Source organism: Burkholderia sp. Leaf177 (assembly GCF_001424345.1).
In the GTDB taxonomy this organism is placed as follows: domain Bacteria; phylum Pseudomonadota; class Gammaproteobacteria; order Burkholderiales; family Burkholderiaceae; genus Caballeronia.
Genome location: NZ_LMPF01000003.1, coordinates 136335 through 154850, shown reverse-complemented (window position 1 = coordinate 154850; position 18516 = coordinate 136335). Strand labels below are relative to the sequence as shown.

The following is an 18516-nucleotide window of genomic DNA, read 5'->3' as shown; positions in this document are numbered from 1 at the left end:
GTTGGAAAGCATTGCAGGTCCCGGATTTTGCTGAGTTTTTTGCATTTATATTGACGTGATGCGTGCGGTTCCGTACTATCGGGTCCAAATTTCCAAGCACATTTTTTGGAATCCGAGACGTTCATGCGATTGATTTTTAGCGCGCTACTCGTCCTGACTTTGGCTGCATGTGCCAGCCAGGGGCCGACAGCGACCAACTCCCTATCTTCACTCCCTTCCGCCCAGAAGCAGCAAGCCGTAGCTGACACCATCCGCAAGACTGCCGCCGCCAAGGAAACGATCAACGTCGACAAGACGTCCGTCGATTCGCTTTCCGGACCCGACGGCGACTTGTGGGGCCGTATCCGCCGAGGTTTTCAGATTCCGGACTTGCAAAGCGACCTGGTCGACATGCAGGTGAACTGGTACGCGCAGCGCCCCGATTACGTGGAGCGCATGACCGGGCGGTCTCAGAAATATCTGTATCACATTGTCGAGGAACTCGAGCAGCGGCACATGCCGACCGAACTCGCGTTGCTGCCGTTCATCGAATCTGCTTATAACCCGCAAGCGCTCTCCGTGGCGAAAGCCGCCGGCATGTGGCAGTTCGTGCCGGGCACTGGCCGCGATTACAACTTGAAGCAGAACATGTTTCAGGATGAGCGGCGCGACGTGCTTGCCTCTACTAGCGCAGCACTCGACTATCTCTCGCGTCTTCATGACATGTTCGGCGACTGGCATCTGGCGCTAGCCGCATATAACTGGGGCGAGGGTAGTGTGCAGCGCGCGATCGCGAAGAACGAAGCGCTGGGTTTGCCGACCGACTACCAAAGCTTGCGCATGCCGAACGAGACACGTAACTACGTGCCGAAGCTGCAGGCGGTGAAGAACATCGTCGCGAATCCGCAAATGTACGGGCTCACGTTGCCGGACATTCCGAACCATCCTTATTTCGTGACCGTGACCACGGCGCGCGATATCGACGTGACCATGGCCGCGAAACTCGCCGGCATGACCGTGGAAGAGTTCCGTTCGCTGAATCCGTCGTTCGCGAAACCGGTGATTCTGGGCGCGACCAACCCGCAAATCCTGCTTCCTTTCGATAACGCCAACACGTTCCAGAAAAATCTGAAGACGTATTCGGGCGCGTTGTCGTCGTGGACCACTTACACGGTCAGCGAACGCGCCACGCCCGCGGTGATCGCGCAGAAAATCGGCGTGGATGCCGACACGCTGATGTCCGTGAACCGCATTCCGGCGGGCATGCGGCTGAAGGCGGGGTCGACCATCGTCGTGCCGCGAGGCGATGACGACGACGAAGACATCAGCGCCGACGTCGCCGAGAGCGCCATGCTGGCCGTCGAGCCGGACGTCCCCGATACCCGCAAGATGCTGATTCGGGTTCGTCGCGCGCAATCCATGTCGACTTTCGCCGATAGATACAACGTCTCGGTCGGACAACTGAGAAGCTGGAACCGGACGCATCGCGACTCTGTGTTGCCGGGTCAGCTGATGGTTCTGCACGTGCCGGTCGGCCGTGCCGTGCCCGCCGAACCAGGTCCGGTTCGCGTTGAAACGGTGAGTGCGACGAGCCGGACGCGGGGCGGTGTTTCGAAGATTGGCACGCATGCGCCGCAATCGAAGGCCGCTGCAGTGCGTGGCGGCAAGGCGAGCGCAGCGCCCGTCAAGGTGACGCGTGTAGCCGAGAAAACCAGTGCACCCGCGAAAGCCAAGCCGGTAGCGGTGAAGCCGGCAGTCGCTGCATCGAAGAGCACGAAGACCAACGAGAAAAAGAAGAAATAACAAGCTGTCCGAGTGGTCAAGAATCCACGCCGTCACCAAGGTGACGGCGTTTTTATTTGGGTATGCAAGTTAAACTTCCGCTTCAAATCCTATAAAGCCCTGCGCTGCACATGACGTCCTCCGTTCGTCTTCGCGTGTTTTTCCTGTTCTCGGCCGGGTACTTTGTCTCGTACGTTTTCCGCGGCGTGAACCTGGGCTTCGCGCCGTATATCACGCACGATCTCGGGCTGTCGGGCGCTGATCTTGGCTTGCTTACATCGCTATATTTTCTTGGTTTCGCGGCGGCGCAGATTCCTGTCGGCATCTTGCTCGACCGCTTTGGTCCGCGCCGCGTCACGGCCGGCATGTTGCTGTTCGCGGCGCTCGGAATCGGCGTATTCGGCGCGGCTCGGGGTATCGGAGGCATGATGCTCGGGCGCTTGTTGATTGGCGTGGGAGTGTCCGTGTGCATGAGCGCAGCGTTCAAGGCGCTCGCGCAAATCCTTCCCGTCGCGCAATTGCCGATGGTCAATGGTTTCGTCATGGCCGTCGGCGGACTCGGCGGCGTGGTGGTCGGTTCGCCGCTTGCGTGGACGTTGGGCGTTACCGACTGGCGTCACATCTGCTTCGGTCTTGTCGTCATGACGCTCGCGGTGGCCGCCGCCATCTTTTTGTTCGCGCCCGAGCATCGCGATGACGGGCATCGTAAAGCGGACATGCTTACGCAATTCAAAGGCACCTGGCACATCTTGCGCAGCGGCACGTTCTGGAAGATCGCATCGTTTTCAGTGGTGACGCAGGGCGTTTTCTACGCAATGCAGTCGCTCTGGATCCGGCCTTATCTGCTCGATGTCATGGGCCTCAGCGCTCGGTACGCGGCGGTCCTGGTTTCGGTGCTCGGAATTGCGATGATGATCGGCTGCGTGAGTTTCGGCGCGGCGGCGCGCGGTTTAGCCAAGCGAGGGATCACGGTCTACGCGTTCTGTGGCTTCGGCATGGCGCTCTTCGTGCTCGTCCAGGTGCTGATGCTCATGCGCGCGCCCATCTCGCCCGCGTTTCTGATCGCGTGTTACGGGATTTTCGGCGGTACGGGCATTCTGAGTTATGCCGTGATGGCCGAGTATTTCCCGACTCACATGATTGGCCGCGCGCACAGCACGCTGACGCTCGTGTTGTTCATCCTGATCTTCGGACTGCAAGTCGGCATTGGCGCGATGCTCTCGCGCTGGCCAGTGCAAGCAGGACATTATCCGGTCGCCGCGCATTTGAGCGCGTGGGGCGTGCTGATTGCGATGCAGATTGCGAGCGCCATCTGGTATGTGCTGCCGAGCAGCGTTCTCGAAAAGCGTGGCGGCGTAGCGTCTTGAACGGGGGACGCCCGCCAGGCATGCTTCACAGCGTCACCCTGGAACGCCTCTTGCGTAACGCGCGTCTCAAATTTGGATGGAAGGGCTGTTTCCGGCTATAATTCGAAGGTTTGAGCAAATCAACCTACACCCTAGCGCCTACCTCCTAATCACCGTTCATCCGCCGCGTCCAGCCGAATGCGCGCACCCCGCCTGAAGCCTTGAACGTGCTTTTTCTCAACGGAATTGCAAGGGCTGAAAGATGGCGAGCGATGCGCCAGCGCCATGGAACGCCATGCGGTCTGCATGCGCCACGTACGAGGCCGCGCGCGACTCCACGGTCGGATGACAGGTCGGCAACAGGGTGTTCCCAAGGAGCCTCCCGTGTTGCCGTCATTCTCTCCCGCAATCCTCGCACTCGCCGACGGCACGGTCTTTCGTGGTCACTCGATCGGCGCGTCCGGTCATACGGTCGGCGAAGTGGTGTTCAACACCGCTATCACCGGCTATCAGGAAATCCTGACTGATCCGAGCTACGCCCAGCAAATCGTCACGCTGACCTACCCGCACATCGGCAATGTCGGCGTGAACGCTGAAGATGTCGAATCCACCAAAGTCCATGCCGCCGGTCTGATCATTCGCGATCTGCCGGCGCTGGCGTCGAATTTCCGCTCCGAACAATCGCTCGCCGATTATCTGAAAGCTGAAAATGTCGTCGCAATTTCCAATATCGATACTCGAAAACTCACGCGCATTTTGCGTGACAAGGGCGCGCAAAACGGCTGCATTTTAGCGGGTGACGACGAAGCCAAAGCGCTTGAGCTCGCGCGCTCGTTTCCGGGGTTGTCGGGAATGGACCTCGCGAAAGTGGTCTCCACGAAAGAGAAGTACGAGTGGACCCAGTCTGAATGGAAGCTGGAAAGCGGCTACGGCGAGCAGAAAGCGCCGCAATACAGAGTGGTCGCGTTCGATTACGGCGTGAAGTACAACATCCTGCGCATGCTGGCCGAGCGCGGTTGCCACGTCACCGTGTTGCCGGCTGAAGCCACCGCGGCCGAAGCCTTGGCGCTGAATCCCGACGGCATTTTCCTCTCGAACGGCCCGGGCGATCCGGAACCATGCGACTACGCAATCCGCGCGACGCGTGAGTTCATCGCGCGCGGCATTCCCACGTTCGGCATTTGCCTGGGTCACCAGATCATGGGTCTCGCCGTCGGCGCCAAAACCATGAAGATGAAAACGGGCCACCACGGCGCGAATCATCCGGTGAAGGATCTGGAAAACGGCCGCGTGGTGATCACGTCGCAGAACCATGGTTTTGCCGTCGATGCTTCCACGCTTCCCGCCAACGCAAAGGTCACGCATACGTCGCTCTTCGACGGCACGCTGCAAGGCTTCGCGCTCACCGACAAACCCGCGTTCTGCTTCCAGGGACATCCTGAAGCATCGCCGGGACCGAACGATATCGCGTATTTGTTCGATCGTTTTGTCGGCCTGATGGAAGCGCAAAAAGAAGCAGCCTGAAGCCGCAACCTGAATAAGCAGCCGGACCAGAACACGCAACACAATCATTGAGAGCAGTTATGCCGAAGCGGACAGACATGAAGAGCATCCTCATCATCGGCGCGGGACCGATCATCATCGGCCAGGCGTGCGAGTTCGATTATTCGGGCGCGCAGGCGTGCAAGGCGCTGCGCGAGGAAGGCTATAAGGTCATTCTCGTCAACAGCAATCCCGCGACGATCATGACCGACCCGAACACGGCGGACGTCACGTATATCGAGCCGATCACGTGGGAAGTGGTCGAGCGCATCATCGATAAAGAACGGCCCGACGCCATCCTCCCGACCATGGGCGGACAAACCGCGCTGAATTGCGCGCTCGATTTGTTCCATCATGGCGTGCTGGAAAAGTACCAGGTCGAGTTGATCGGCGCGTCGCCGGAAGCCATCGACAAAGCCGAAGACCGGCAGAAGTTCAAGGAAGCCATGACGAAGATCGGCCTCGGGTCGGCCAAGTCGGGCATCGCGCATTCCATGGAAGAGGCGCTGCAGGTGCAGGCGGATATCGCCGCGCAGACCGGCAGCGGCGGATATCCAACCGTGATTCGTCCGTCGTTCACGCTGGGTGGATCGGGCGGCGGGATTGCGTACAACAAGGAAGAATTCGAGGAAATCTGCCGTCGCGGGCTGGATCTCTCGCCCACGCGCGAGTTGCTGATCGAAGAGTCGCTGCTCGGCTGGAAAGAGTTCGAGATGGAAGTGGTTCGCGACACCAAGGACAACTGCATCATTGTCTGCTCGATCGAAAACCTGGACCCAATGGGCGTGCATACCGGCGACTCCATCACGGTCGCGCCCGCGCAAACGCTCACGGACAAGGAATATCAGATCCTGCGTAACGCGTCGCTTGCGGTGCTGCGCGAGATCGGCGTGGATACGGGCGGCTCGAACGTGCAGTTCGCGATCAACCCGAAAGACGGCCGCATGGTCGTGATCGAGATGAATCCGCGTGTGTCGCGTTCGTCGGCGCTGGCATCGAAGGCGACGGGTTTCCCGATTGCGAAGGTCGCAGCAAAGCTGGCGGTCGGCTACACGCTCGACGAGTTGAAGAACGAGATCACGGGCGGTCAGACGCCGGCGTCGTTTGAACCGACCATCGACTATGTGGTCACGAAAATTCCGCGTTTCGCGTTCGAAAAATTTCGCGAAGCCGATGCACGCCTGACGACGCAAATGAAGTCGGTTGGCGAAGTGATGGCGATTGGCCGCACGTTCCAGGAGTCGTTCCAGAAGGCGTTGCGCGGGCTGGAAGTCGGCGTCGATGGCCTCGACGAAAAGACCACCAGCCGCGACGAAGTCATTCGTGAGATCGGCGAGCCGGGTCCGGACCGGATCTGGTTCCTGGGCGATGCGTTCCGTCTCGGCCTGACCGCGCAGGAAATCTTCGAAGAGACGTCGATTGACCCGTGGTTCCTCGCGCAGATCGAACAGATCATTCTGAAGGAAAAGGCGCTGAACGGCCGCACCGTCGAGAGCCTGTCCAAAGACGAAATGCTGTACCTGAAGCAGAGCGGTTTCTCGGATCGGCGCCTGGCGAAATTGCTGGGCTCGGACCAGACGGCTGTGCGCCGCCATCGTCACGCATTGAAGGTGCGCCCGGTCTACAAGCGCGTGGACACGTGCGCGGCCGAGTTCGCGACGAAAACCGCGTACATGTACTCGACCTACGAGGAAGAGTGCGAAGCCAATCCCACGGACAAAAAGAAGATCATGGTCCTGGGCGGCGGCCCGAACCGGATCGGGCAGGGCATCGAATTCGATTATTGCTGCGTGCACGCGGCTTTGGCGATGCGTGAAGACGGCTATGAAACCATCATGGTCAACTGCAATCCCGAAACCGTTTCGACCGACTACGACACGTCCGATCGGCTGTACTTCGAGTCGTTGACGCTCGAAGACGTGCTCGAAATCGTCGATCTGGAAAAGCCGGTTGGTGTGATCGTGCAGTACGGCGGCCAGACGCCGCTGAAGCTCGCGCTTGACCTCGAAGCGAACGGCGTGCCGATCGTCGGAACATCGCCGGACATGATCGATGCCGCCGAAGACCGCGAGCGTTTCCAGAAGCTCTTGCAGGACCTGAACCTGCGCCAGCCGCCGAACCGCACGGCGCGCGCCGAAGACGAAGCGCTGCGTCTCGCCGAAGAAATTGGTTATCCGCTGGTCGTGCGTCCTTCGTACGTACTCGGCGGCCGCGCGATGGAAATCGTCCACGAACCGCGCGATCTCGAACGTTACATGCGCGAGGCGGTCAAGGTTTCGCACGATTCGCCGGTGCTGCTCGACCGCTTCCTGAACGACGCAATCGAATGCGACGTGGACTGTATTTCGGATGGCGAAGGGGTGTTTATCGGCGGCGTGATGGAGCACATCGAGCAGGCGGGCGTGCATTCCGGCGACTCGGCTTGCTCGCTGCCGCCGTATTCGCTGTCGCAGGAAACAATCGATGAACTCAAGCGCCAGACCGGCGCCATGGCGCGCGCACTGAACGTGGTCGGCCTGATGAACGTGCAGTTCGCGATTCAGCAAGTGCCGCGCGAAGACGGTACGAAGCAGGACGTGATTTACGTGCTCGAAGTAAATCCGCGTGCTTCGCGCACGGTGCCGTATGTATCGAAGGCGACGGGTTTGCCGCTCGCGAAAATCGCCGCGCGTGCGATGGTCGGCCAGAAGCTGACCGCGCAAGGCATCACGAAGGAAGTGATCCCGCCGTATTTCAGCGTGAAGGAAGCGGTATTTCCGTTCGTGAAATTCCCGGCAGTCGATCCGGTCCTTGGACCTGAAATGCGTTCAACGGGCGAAGTGATGGGCGTGGGCCGCACATTTGGCGAAGCGCTTTTCAAGTCGCAGCTCGCCGCGGGCTCGCGCTTGCCGGAAAGTGGGACGGTGCTCCTGACCGTGATGGACGCCGACAAGCAGAAGGCCGTGGAAGTCGCGACCATGCTGCACGAGCTCGGTTATCCGATCGTGGCGACCAAAGGCACGGCTGCGGCTATCGAGGCTGCAGGCGTTCCAGTCAAGGTCGTGAACAAGGTGAAGGATGGCCGGCCGCACATCGTCGACATGATCAAGAACGGTGAAATTGCCCTGGTCTTTACAACCGTAGATGAAACGCGCGCCGCGATTGCCGACTCGCGCTCGATCCGGATGAGCGCGCAAGCCAACAAGGTCACGTACTACACGACCATGTCCGGCGCCCGGGCGGCAGTCGAAGGCCTCCGATATCTGAAGGACCTGGAAGTCTATGATTTACAAGGACTGCATGCTCGCCTAAACTAAGGCTTCTGATTCGAGTCTCAGCAGTATCAGCAGTCTCCAAGCGAAGTCTAAGTATCAAGGGCCGCGGTTAAGCGGCGTCTCCCATTTTTACCGGGAGATGCACTTAACCGCGGTAATTTTTTTACGTCTGCATTTTTGCGTAATGAGTTGGTTATGAGCACAGTTCCTTTGACTAAACGTGGCGCAGCGTTGCTGCGTGACGAATTGCAACATTTGAAATCCGTAGAACGCCCAGCGGTCGTCAACTCGATCGCTGAAGCGCGCGCCCAGGGCGACCTGTCGGAAAACGCGGAATACGACGCGGCCAAGGAGAAGCAGGGTTTTATCGAAGGCCGGATTGCCGAGCTGGAGTCGAAGCTGGCGGGTGCGCAGGTGATTGATCCGACCGAAGTCGAAGCCGACGGCCGCGTGATCTTCGGCGCGACCGTCGAGCTGGAAGACCTGGACTCGGGCAACACCGTGACCTATCAGATTGTCGGTGACGACGAGGCTGACATCGACCACGGCCTTGTTTCGATCAGCTCGCCCATCGCGCGCGCGCTGATTGGCAAGACGGAAGGCGATGTCGCGTCCGTGCAGGCGCCGAGCGGCGCGCGCGAGTACGAAGTCATTGCGGTCAAGTACGTCTGATGGCTCATCGATTCTTTCGGATCGTCGCCATGATCTGGGTCGGCAGCGTGCTGACCCTGGGCTATATTGCCGCACCTGTGCTGTTCAGCATGCTCGACCGGACCTCCGCAGGATCGGTCGCGGCGCAGCTGTTTCGCATTGAGGGCATGCTGGGCGTAGTGTGCGCGCTAGTGCTGCTGGTCATGGCGAATCGTTTTGTACGTACCGGTTTCGACGAATACAAACGCACGCGCTGGGTAATCACCGGCATGCTTTTGTGCGTGCTGATCGGCTATTTTGCGCTGCAACCTTTTATGAATGCGTTGCGGGTCGCCGCGCAGGAAGGCGGGATGGAACTCGCGCAATCACCGTATGCAAGCCGGTTTGGCATGCTACATGGGATATCCAGCGCGTTTTATCTGGTCGAGAGCGTGTTGGGATTGGTGTTGTTCTGGCGTTTGCCGCCGGGACGTTTCCCCGCGCAAACCGCGGTTCCGAAGGGAAAGACAGCCAGCGTCGCAGCACGTCGCGCGCGCGGCTAAAAAAGCCGGTGGTCCGAGACACTCGGATTGCACCGGCTTTATGCTTTCCAGGCGAACCCGGAAACGGCTTATTTCGACGACTGATGGTGACGCTTGGCGCTCGGCAGGCGTTTCTTCGCCCGTTTTACGTTTCCGCCTGCGGTGACGCGTTCGTTGCCGCGAACAAGCAGCTTTTGCTTCTTTGGCTTGCGGACCACGGGTGCATCACGCGTGATCTTCACGACCTTTACCACGCGCGGGGCGCGGCCTTTGGTCGACGCGTCGGCGGCCTCACCAGCGCTCGGCGGCGCGACGCGATTTGCGCCTCGAACGCCGGCGGTGCCGGTTTTACGTGCTGGCGAGGCGTCGTCTTCCGGGCGCCAGATCACGAGCAACTTGCCGATTTGCTGCACCGGCGCTGCATCCAGGCGATCGCAGATTTCGGCGTACGCAGCGACACGGGCTTCCCGGTCATCGCCGAAAACGCGGATCTTGATGAGCTGGTGCGCGCCGAGATGGACTTCGATTTCGGCCAGTACGGCTTCGGTCAGCCCTTCGCCGCCAATAAGTACAACGGGCTTAAGCGCATGAGCCTGGGAGCGCAGATCGGCGCGTTGGGCAGGAGAAAGTTTGAGAGCTGACATGAGAAGTAACGGACTCGACTAAAATGAGGGGCGCCGTGGCGTAAAAACGGCTGAACGGTCGCGATTGCTAAACAAAAGACGGGTGGGGCGAGTCGCTTTTCGTGGAAATCTGATGGACGGCGCGCAGCGGTGCGGCGAGCAAACGGACTTGATTTTAACGAATCTTTAATCGCCGAAGCTGGGTGCCGCAACTTGCTAACATTGTTAGATCGGCGGCAAAGCCTTACTGGCTTTGCTGTTCCGGCGACCACCGTGAGCAGGCACAGGGCGCTACGACGCCAAAAACCAGCTGTCCACATCGACAAAGGCTGCTTCAAATTTGAGCAGCAGCCCGAATTAGACGCGTATTATCCGCTAAAAGCACAGCTTCACGCAGCAAGAGTTCATTCTTAATGGCAAAAAACCGCTTCAACTATTCGTGGCTGCATGACCACATCAACGACCCGTACGTGAAACTCGCCCAGCGCGAGGGGTATCGGGCGCGCGCCGCGTACAAGCTGAAGGAAATCGACGAGCAGGACAAGTTGATCAAGCCGGGGCAGATTATTGTCGATCTGGGGTCGACGCCGGGCAGCTGGAGCCAGTACGTGCGCAACAAGCTGGCGAAGGGGGCGAATCGCGCCGACACGCGTGAGGGCGGCATAGATGGCAAGATAATTGCGCTCGACATCCTGCCGATGGAACCTATCGCCGACGTGACGTTTTTCCAGGGTGACTTCCGGGAAGACTCAGTTTTGGACCAACTAAAAGAATTGGTCGGAGATCATCAGGTCGATCTTGTAATCTCGGACATGGCCCCCAACCTCTCAGGTGTAGCGAGCGCGGATGCTGCCCGGATGGAGCATTTATGTGATCTAGCGCTAGAGTTTTCGCAGAATCACCTGAAGCCGGAGGGCGCCTTGCTGGTTAAGTGTTTTCACGGCAGCGGTTATAGTCAGATAGTAGAAAAGTTCAAGCATCAATTCAAAATCGTCGCGCCGCGCAAACCCAAGGCGTCGCGAGATAAATCGTCCGAAACGTTTATTTTGGGCAGGCAGCTCAAGCGTCGTGAATGAGAGCTTGGGCAAGGCGCCCTTCAGTACCGTTTGTATTGACGTGCGTTTGCCGAACCTGTCCAAAAATCGGATCCGGCCACTATCCTCGCGCTAGTTAAAGGCTATAGCAGGGGTTTGCGGTCTGGATTAGAATGCTTTCGTGGTGCCGCAAGGCGAATGTAGGCGCCCGTCTATGAGTGAAGGAGTGGTGCTTTGAACAACAATATGTTCTCTAAGGCAGCGGTGTGGCTGGTTATCGCACTGGTGCTGTTCACGGTGTTCAAGCAGTTCGACAAGCCCCGCGTCCAGGAAGGTGTGTCGTATTCGCAGTTCATGGACGACGCGAAGACCGGTAAGGTCAAGACCGTTACCGTGCAGGGCCGTAATCTCACCGTCACTCCCGCAGACGGTCAGAAATACCAGATCGTGTCGCCTGGCGACATATGGATGGTCGGCGACCTGATGAAGTACGGCGTTCAGGTCAGTGGCAAGGCCGACGACGAACCGAACGCGCTCGTTTCCGCGCTGTATTACCTCGGACCGACGATCCTGATCATCGGTTTCTGGTTCTTCATGATGCGGCAGATGCAAGGCGGCGGGAAAGGCGGAGCGTTTTCATTTGGCAAGTCGCGAGCGCGGCTTATCGACGAAAACAATAACGCAATCAATTTCACCGATGTCGCGGGTTGTGACGAAGCGAAGGAAGAAGTTTCCGAACTCGTCGATTTCCTGCGCGATCCCCAAAAATTCCAGAAGCTCGGTGGGCGGATTCCGCGCGGCGTTCTGCTGGTCGGCCCTCCGGGTACAGGTAAGACGTTGCTTGCGCGCGCCATTGCGGGTGAAGCCAAAGTACCGTTCTTCAGCATTTCGGGTTCTGACTTCGTTGAAATGTTCGTTGGTGTCGGCGCCGCACGGGTGCGCGACATGTTCGAGCAGGCCAAGAAGCATGCGCCGTGTATCGTGTTTATCGATGAAATCGATGCTGTGGGCCGTCATCGCGGCGCCGGCATGGGTGGCGGGAACGACGAACGCGAACAGACGTTGAACCAGATGCTCGTGGAAATGGACGGCTTCGAAGCGAACTCCGGCGTGATCGTGATCGCTGCGACGAACCGCTCCGACGTGCTGGACAAAGCACTACTGCGTCCGGGCCGTTTCGACCGCCAAGTGTATGTGGGTCTGCCGGACATTCGTGGCCGCGAACACATCATGAAGGTCCACCTTCGCAAGGTGCCGATTTCAAACGACGTGGATGCATCGGTTATTGCACGCGGCACGCCAGGCTTCTCGGGCGCTGACTTGGCAAACCTGGTGAACGAAGCTGCGTTGTTTGCAGCACGCCGCGGCAAGCGAATTGTCGAGATGGCGGATTTCGAGGACGCGAAGGACAAGATCTTCATGGGTCCGGAGCGGAAGTCGGCTGTCATGCGCGAAGAAGAACGTCGCAATACGGCTTATCACGAGTCGGGTCACGCGGTAGTGGCGAAATTACTGCCGCACGCAGATCCGGTTCACAAGGTTTCCATCATGCCGCGCGGCTGGGCACTGGGCATTACGTGGCAATTGCCGGAGCATGATCGCGTGAATCTGTATCGCGACAAAATGCTCGAGGAAATCGCTATTCTGTTCGGCGGCCGTGCGGCGGAAGAAGTGTTCCTGAACTCCATGTCTACGGGTGCTTCGAACGACTTCGAACGTGCGACGAAGATGGCGCGTGACATGGTGACGCGTTACGGCATGTCGGATGTGCTCGGCACGATGGTGTACGTCGATACCGAGCAAGACGGAATGTTCGGCAAGATGGCGTCGAAGACGGTATCTGAAGCCACGCAGCAAAAGGTCGATGCTGAAATTCGCCGGATTCTCGACGATCAGTATGGTCTCGCCCGCAAGCTGCTTGAAGACAACCGCGACAAGGTCGAAGCCATGACGAAGGCGCTGCTGGAATGGGAAACCATCGACGCAGAGCAGATCGGCGACATCATGGGCGGTCGTCCGCCGCGTCCGCCGAAGAACCTGCCGCCGCCTTCGAGCGATCCGTCGGCTGGTGGTGGCAATACCGGCGCGGAAGTCAAGCCGGGAAATGCAGCGGCGCCTGCTTCTGCCTGATGTGAACCCAAGTTAGTCGGGAAGGCTGGTGTGATCTTCACACCAGCCTTTTTTGTTTTAAGCGTGTTTTTCTCTGCCACATCATGCAAATCATCGCCGAAGCGCTTCAATGCGGCCGTTTCACGCTCCCCTTCGAGCGTCCGCTGATCATGGGCATTCTGAACGTAACGCCGGACTCGTTTTCAGATGGAGGACGCTTTGTCGCGCGCGACGCCGCGCTTGCTCAGGCGGAGGCGATGATCCGCGATGGCGCGGACATCGTCGATATCGGTGGCGAATCTACCCGCCCCGGCGCGCCGCCCGTCCCGCTGGATGAAGAACTGGAACGCGTGATTCCAATGATCGAGGCGTTGCGTTCCACTGGCGTGCCGCTTTCCATCGATACCTACAAACCCGCCGTGATGCGCGCGGCAGTAAATGCCGGCGCCGACATGATCAACGACATCTGGGGATTTCGACGCGACGGCGCGATCGATGCCGTCAAGGCCAGCACCTGCGGTCTGTGCGTCATGCACATGCTCGGCGAGCCCGAAACCATGCAGAAGCACGAGCCGGTCTATCGCGATGTCGTGGCGGAAGTGCGCGAATTCTTCGATGAGCGTGTTCGCACATTGACGGCGAGCGGTATCGGGCAAGATCGGATTTGTCTGGATCCAGGATTTGGCTTCGGCAAGTCCGTGACGGTTCATAATTACGACTTGTTGACCGGTCTTGCTAATACGAAGCCTGCAAATCTGAACCTTCCGCTGCTCGCCGGCATGTCCCGTAAGTCGATGCTCGGCGCGGTCACAGGCCGATCGCAGCCGTCCGAGCGGGTAGCGGCGAGTGTCGCAGCGGCTGTATGTGCGGTGGAGCGGGGTGCGTCGATCGTCCGTGTGCACGATGTCGCCGCGACCGCGGACGCGCTGAAGGTATGGCAAGCCGTCCGGGACGCGGCTCGTCGGTCCGAATGAGGCAAGGGCGCGGCTGCGGTAATAAACAGATAAACAGATAAATAGATGAAGCGCGTCACGCGCGAGGATACGAACAAAAAAATGGCACGTCGATATTTTGGAACCGATGGCATTCGCGGCAAGGTCGGCGAATCCCCGATCACGCCTGATTTCGTGCTGCGGCTCGGCTACGCGGCCGGCAAGGTGCTCGCGGGCGCGGACCAGTGGGCACAGCGCGGCACCCGTCCGACGGTTTTGATCGGCAAGGATACGCGGGTGTCGGGCTACATGCTCGAAGCGGCGCTGGAGTCAGGTTTTTCGGCGGCGGGCGTCGATGTCATGCTGGCAGGTCCAATTCCCACGCCCGGCGTCGCTTACCTCACGCGAGCGCTTCGTCTGGCGGCGGGCGTGGTGATCAGCGCCTCGCACAATCCGTACTACGACAACGGCATCAAGTTTTTCTCCGCCGATGGCAACAAACTCCCCGACGAAGTCGAGTTGCAGATCGAAGCGCAACTCGACGAACCCATGTCGTGCGCGCCTTCGGAGTTGCTCGGCAAGGCGCGTCGGCTGGACGATGCGCGGGGTCGCTACATCGAGTTTTGCAAAAGCACTTTCCCCGCAAGTTTCGATTTGCATGGCTTGAAGCTGGTGGTCGACTGTGCACATGGAGCCGCCTACGACGTCGCGCCGCAAGTTTTTCACGAACTGGGCGCGGAAGTCGTGACGATCGGCGTGTCGCCGAACGGCTTCAATATCAATGACGGCGTGGGCGCAACGGCCCCGGACGCGCTGGTCAAGGCGGTAAAGGAACATCAGGCGCACATCGGCATTGCACTCGACGGCGACGCCGATCGTCTTCAGGTAGTCGATGCCTCCGGCCGCCTCTACAACGGCGACGAGTTGCTTTACGTGCTGGTCAACGACCGCATCGCGACCGATGGAAAGATCGATGGCGCCGTTGGCACGCTGATGACGAACATGGCGGTGGAAGTGGCGCTGAAGCAGGCCGGCGTGCAGTTTGTTCGCGCTGCCGTGGGCGACCGCTACGTGCTCGAAAAGCTGCGCGAGAACAACTGGGTACTCGGCGCGGAAGGTTCGGGCCATATCCTGTCGCTGGACCGGCATTCAACCGGCGATGGCATCGTGTCCGCGCTGCTCGTGCTCGCCGCGGTCAAACGCAGCGGCCGTTCGCTCGCCGAATTGCTCGAGGGCGTGAAGCTGTTCCCGCAAAAGCTGATCAACGTGCGCATGAGTCCGGGCGCGGACTGGAAAAGCAGCGACGCGATCAAACTTGCTATAGCCCAGGCCGAGCGCGAACTCGACTCGAAGGGACGCGTGCTGATTCGCGCATCTGGGACCGAGCCCGTGCTGCGCGTGATGGTCGAAGCGGCATCGCAGACTGAAGCCGTCAGGCACGCGGAAAATATCGCGAAAGTCGTCAAGGAAGCGACGACCTGACCTCTCGTGAGGCCATCGGAGCGAACATAAATGCTACGGCCAAAACCCGTGGCATTTTTTTATGCGCTCGCAGAAAAGCAAAGCAAACGTATGCGTCGCGAACAAAAGCGCATACTTTCAACCCGTAAGCGCGTTGTCACGCTGGGTTCATCATTCGTCATCGAACTGTCACACAGAGACCCTATCCTTCGCGGTGTCGAGCCACTTGCTCACAACCCTGGAGATCACATGAAATTGATGCACACCGCGCTCGCAGGCATCGTCGGCGCAATGTTTGCCCTGTCGGCGCAGGCCGCCGACATCACCGGCGCGGGCAGCACCTTCGCAGCACCGATTTATACGAAATGGGCCGATACGTACCAGAAGTCGGGCGGCGGCAAGGTCAACTATCAAGGTATCGGTTCGTCGGGCGGCGTCAAGCAAATCATCGCGAAGACGGTGGATTTCGCTGGCTCGGACGCACCCCTGAAAGACGATGAACTGGCAAAGCAGGGGCTTTTCCAGTTCCCGACAGTCGTTGGCGGCGTGGTTCCGGCCATCAACGTTCCGGGCATCAAGGCGGGTGAACTGACGTTGTCGGGTGAAGTGCTCGGCGATATCTATCTCGGCAAGATCAAGAAGTGGAACGACCCGGCAATCGCCGCGCTGAACCCGAAGGTCAAGCTGCCGGATACCGACATTGCCGTCGTGCGCCGCGCTGACGGTTCGGGCACGAGCTTCATCTGGACGAACTATTTGTCCAAGGTGAACGCCGAGTGGAAGAGCAAGGTAGGCGAAGGTTCGACGGTCAACTGGCCGACGGGTACGGGCGGCAAGGGCAACGACGGCGTGGCCGCGTTCGTTCAGCGTCTGCCGGGTGCGATTGGCTACGTGGAATGGGCGTATGCCAAGCAGAACAAGATGACCTACGTCGACATGAAGAACGCAGCAGGTTCCGTGGTCGAGCCGAAGACGGAAACGTTCAAGGCAGCGGCGGCAAGCGCTGACTGGTCGAAGTCGTTCTACCAGATCCTGACGAACGAGCCGGGCAAGGATGCATGGCCGATCGTCGGCGCCACGTTCGTGCTGCTGCACACGACGCAGGAAAAGGAAGCGCAGGGTGCGGAAACGTTGAAGTTCTTCGGCTGGGCGTTCAAGAACGGTACGCAAGCTGCGAATGACCTCGACTACATTCCGCTGCCGGATTCGGTAACCGCCGAAATCGAAACGCAATGGAAGGCGAAGGTGAAGGACGCGTCGGGCAAGGCAGTCGCGCAGTAAGTTGCATTTGGCTTCACGCAACACGTTCAGGCTTTTTAGTCCGTAGTCAGTCCGTAGTTCTGGTCCGTAAAACGCCGCGCGGCACCCGCCGCGCGGTCCTTCCGAAGGCTCCCATGTCGGACATCAACCTCGCATCGACTCCGCCCGCAAGCCGCGCCCAGCGTGCTCCGGGACAACTCGGTGATATCGTTTTCGGCAGCCTGACGCGGCTCGCCGCAGTGGTCACGCTGCTGCTGCTGGGCGGCATTATCGTGTCGCTGGTGGTGGCTTCGCTGCCTACGCTGCAAAAATTTGGTCTCAGTTTTCTGTGGCGTTCCGAGTGGGATCCGCAAGCGGATACCTTCGGTGCGCTCGTGCCTATTTACGGCACCATCGCGACATCGCTCATTGCATTGATCATTGCTGTGCCGGTGAGCTTCGGCATTGCGCTGTTCCTGACCGAGCTCGCGCCCGCGTGGCTGCGCCGGCCGCTGGGCGTTGCGATCGAATTGCTCGCCGCGATTCCATCGATTGTGTACGGCATGTGGGGCTTGCTCGTGTTCTCGCCCATTTTCGCCACGTACTTCGAAAAACCGCTCGGTCATTTGCTCGGCGATGTTTGGCTGATCGGCCGCTTTTTTCAAGGGCCGCCGATTGGTATCGGCATTCTGTGCGCCGGCGTGATTCTCGCGATCATGATCATTCCGTACATTGCGGCGGTGATGCGCGATGTGTTCGAAGTCACGCCCGTTCTGCTCAAGGAATCGGCTTACGGCATTGGGTGCACGACCTGGGAAGTGATGTGGAAAATCGTGTTGCCGTTCACGCGAACTGGTGTGATCGGCGGCGTGATGCTTGGCCTCGGCCGCGCGCTCGGCGAGACGATGGCGGTGACGTTCGTGATCGGCAATACGAATCTGCTCGATAACGTCTCGCTGTTTTCACCCGGCAACAGCATTACGTCGGCGCTGGCAAACGAATTTGCCGAAGCAAGCCCTGGCTTGCATACGTCGGCGCTGATGGAACTCGGGCTGATCCTGTTCCTGATCACGTTCATTGTGTTGTCGCTGTCGAAACTGATGCTGCTTCGCCTCGAAAAAGGGGAGGGCGGAAAATAATGAGCCAGCCCACATTGCAATTCCCAGGTTCGGGCAATCCGGAACGCGAAGCCGCCACGCGCATGAAGCTGCAACAACGCCGGCGCGGCAAGAATGTCGTGGCGCTGGTGTTGTCGCTGGCGGCCATGGCGTTCGGTTTGTTGTGGCTCATCTGGATTCTTTTCACTACGGTGAAGCTTGGCATAGGCGGCATGTCGATCGAGCTGTTCACGCAGAACACGCCGGCGCCGAATACGGACGGCGGTGGTTTGCTGAACGCGATTGTCGGCAGCTTGATGCTGGTGGTGCTCGCGACTTTTATCGGTACGCCGCTGGGCGTTCTGGCTGGCGTTTATCTCGCCGAATATGGCGATAAACGTTGGCTCGCCAGCGTCACGCGTTTTATCAACGACATTTTGTTGTCGGCGCCATCGATTGTGATCGGCTTGTTCGTGTATGCAATCGTGGTCGCGCACTCAGGGCGCTTCAGCGGCTGGGCAGGCGTGATTGCGCTCGCGTTGCTGCAGATTCCGATTGTGATCCGCACGACGGAAAACATGCTGCGGCTCGTGCCGAATGCGCTGCGCGAAGCGGCTTTCGCGCTCGGAACGCCTAAATGGAAGATGGTGTGTTCGATTACGCTGAAGGCATCGGTGAGCGGCATTGTCACGGGCGTGCTGCTCGCGGTTGCACGCATTACCGGCGAAACCGCGCCGCTCTTGTTCACGGCGTTGTCGAACCAGTTCTTCTCGTGGGACATGAGCCAGCCTGTCGCCAACTTGCCGGTCACCATCTACAAGTTCGCGATGAGCCCTTTCCCCCAATGGCAAGCGCTCGCGTGGGCCGGCGTGTTCCTGATCACGCTCGGCGTGCTCGGTCTGAACATCCTCGCGCGCACGATCTTCTCGAAAAAATAAGGCGGAAA

General features: G+C 59.4%; 14 protein-coding genes. 13 read left to right on the top strand and 1 reads right to left on the bottom strand.

Annotation, left to right across the window (positions count from 1 at the left end; genetic code table 11):
• The first annotated feature begins 123 nt into the window (after positions 1-123).
• The 6 genes from ASG35_RS06295 to ASG35_RS06270 all read left to right on the top strand — a co-directional run bounded on the left by ASG35_RS06295 (position 124) and on the right by ASG35_RS06270 (position 9096).
• Positions 124-1782, top strand: coding sequence for a transglycosylase SLT domain-containing protein (locus ASG35_RS06295; RefSeq protein ID WP_056354576.1), 1659 nt, complete (start codon positions 124-126; stop codon positions 1780-1782).
• Positions 1783-1892: 110 nt separating this feature from the next.
• Complete coding sequence (locus tag ASG35_RS06290) at positions 1893-3128, top strand: MFS transporter (RefSeq protein ID WP_056354256.1); 1236 nt, start codon at positions 1893-1895, stop codon at positions 3126-3128.
• Positions 3129-3491: 363 nt separating this feature from the next.
• The gene (carA, locus tag ASG35_RS06285) at positions 3492-4631 is read left to right on the top strand and encodes a glutamine-hydrolyzing carbamoyl-phosphate synthase small subunit (protein WP_056354253.1); all 1140 of its coding nucleotides are present in this window, start codon (positions 3492-3494) and stop codon (positions 4629-4631) included.
• A gap of 59 nt (positions 4632-4690) precedes the next feature.
• Positions 4691-7945 (top strand): carbamoyl-phosphate synthase large subunit, encoded by a 3255-nt coding sequence (gene carB, locus ASG35_RS06280; protein ID WP_056354250.1) that lies wholly within the window; start codon positions 4691-4693, stop codon positions 7943-7945.
• Positions 7946-8098: 153 nt separating this feature from the next.
• Positions 8099-8575 carry a transcription elongation factor GreA gene (gene greA / locus ASG35_RS06275; RefSeq protein ID WP_056354247.1) on the top strand — a complete coding sequence of 159 codons (477 nt, stop codon included), beginning with the start codon at positions 8099-8101 and terminating at the stop codon, positions 8573-8575.
• Positions 8575-9096 carry a DUF4149 domain-containing protein gene (locus tag ASG35_RS06270; RefSeq protein ID WP_056354243.1) on the top strand — a complete coding sequence of 174 codons (522 nt, stop codon included), beginning with the start codon at positions 8575-8577 and terminating at the stop codon, positions 9094-9096. Before greA ends, ASG35_RS06270 begins: the two co-directional genes overlap by 1 nt.
• Positions 9097-9164: 68 nt before the next feature.
• Here the strand turns inward: ASG35_RS06270 and ASG35_RS06265 are convergent, their stop codons facing one another.
• The gene (locus ASG35_RS06265; protein ID WP_056354240.1) at positions 9165-9719 is read right to left on the bottom strand and encodes a YhbY family RNA-binding protein; all 555 of its coding nucleotides are present in this window, start codon (positions 9717-9719) and stop codon (positions 9165-9167) included.
• Between the two features lie 392 nt (positions 9720-10111).
• Between ASG35_RS06265 and ASG35_RS06260 the strand changes: the two genes are divergently transcribed.
• The 7 genes from ASG35_RS06260 to pstA all read left to right on the top strand — a co-directional run bounded on the left by ASG35_RS06260 (position 10112) and on the right by pstA (position 18508).
• Positions 10112-10774 (top strand): RlmE family RNA methyltransferase, encoded by a 663-nt coding sequence (locus ASG35_RS06260; protein ID WP_056354237.1) that lies wholly within the window; start codon positions 10112-10114, stop codon positions 10772-10774.
• A gap of 192 nt (positions 10775-10966) precedes the next feature.
• A complete protein-coding gene (gene ftsH, locus ASG35_RS06255; protein ID WP_056354234.1) occupies positions 10967-12862 on the top strand; it encodes an ATP-dependent zinc metalloprotease FtsH in 1896 nt (631 codons plus the stop codon).
• Positions 12863-12945: 83 nt separating this feature from the next.
• Positions 12946-13815: a dihydropteroate synthase gene (gene folP, locus ASG35_RS06250; protein ID WP_056354231.1), complete on the top strand. Its 870-nt coding sequence runs from the start codon at positions 12946-12948 to the stop codon at positions 13813-13815.
• Between the two features lie 81 nt (positions 13816-13896).
• Positions 13897-15255 (top strand): phosphoglucosamine mutase, encoded by a 1359-nt coding sequence (gene glmM / locus ASG35_RS06245; protein ID WP_056354573.1) that lies wholly within the window; start codon positions 13897-13899, stop codon positions 15253-15255.
• A gap of 228 nt (positions 15256-15483) precedes the next feature.
• Positions 15484-16515 carry a phosphate ABC transporter substrate-binding protein PstS gene (gene pstS, locus ASG35_RS06240; protein WP_056354228.1) on the top strand — a complete coding sequence of 344 codons (1032 nt, stop codon included), beginning with the start codon at positions 15484-15486 and terminating at the stop codon, positions 16513-16515.
• Between the two features lie 113 nt (positions 16516-16628).
• Positions 16629-17612, top strand: coding sequence for a phosphate ABC transporter permease PstC (gene pstC / locus ASG35_RS06235; protein ID WP_056354225.1), 984 nt, complete (start codon positions 16629-16631; stop codon positions 17610-17612).
• Positions 17612-18508, top strand: coding sequence for a phosphate ABC transporter permease PstA (gene pstA / locus ASG35_RS06230; RefSeq protein WP_056354222.1), 897 nt, complete (start codon positions 17612-17614; stop codon positions 18506-18508). The genes pstC and pstA overlap by 1 nt, the downstream gene beginning before the upstream one ends.
• Positions 18509-18516 lie beyond the last annotated feature (8 nt).

Excerpts from the sequence above, each read along its gene's own strand:
- pstC (WP_056354225.1), top strand. The coding sequence starts at position 16,629 with ATGTCGGACATCAACCTCGCATCGACTCCGCCCGCAAGCCGCGCCCAG.
- folP (WP_056354231.1), top strand. The coding sequence starts at position 12,946 with ATGCAAATCATCGCCGAAGCGCTTCAATGCGGCCGTTTCACGCTCCCC.
- pstS (WP_056354228.1), top strand. The coding sequence starts at position 15,484 with ATGAAATTGATGCACACCGCGCTCGCAGGCATCGTCGGCGCAATGTTT.
- ASG35_RS06290 (WP_056354256.1), top strand. The coding sequence starts at position 1,893 with ATGACGTCCTCCGTTCGTCTTCGCGTGTTTTTCCTGTTCTCGGCCGGG.
- ASG35_RS06260 (WP_056354237.1), top strand. The coding sequence starts at position 10,112 with ATGGCAAAAAACCGCTTCAACTATTCGTGGCTGCATGACCACATCAAC.
- ASG35_RS06265 (WP_056354240.1), bottom strand. The coding sequence starts at position 9,719 with ATGTCAGCTCTCAAACTTTCTCCTGCCCAACGCGCCGATCTGCGCTCC.
- greA (WP_056354247.1), top strand. The coding sequence starts at position 8,099 with ATGAGCACAGTTCCTTTGACTAAACGTGGCGCAGCGTTGCTGCGTGAC.
- ASG35_RS06295 (WP_056354576.1), top strand. The coding sequence starts at position 124 with ATGCGATTGATTTTTAGCGCGCTACTCGTCCTGACTTTGGCTGCATGT.
- glmM (WP_056354573.1), top strand. The coding sequence starts at position 13,897 with ATGGCACGTCGATATTTTGGAACCGATGGCATTCGCGGCAAGGTCGGC.
- pstA (WP_056354222.1), top strand. The coding sequence starts at position 17,612 with ATGAGCCAGCCCACATTGCAATTCCCAGGTTCGGGCAATCCGGAACGC.
- ASG35_RS06270 (WP_056354243.1), top strand. The coding sequence starts at position 8,575 with ATGGCTCATCGATTCTTTCGGATCGTCGCCATGATCTGGGTCGGCAGC.
- carB (WP_056354250.1), top strand. The coding sequence starts at position 4,691 with ATGCCGAAGCGGACAGACATGAAGAGCATCCTCATCATCGGCGCGGGA.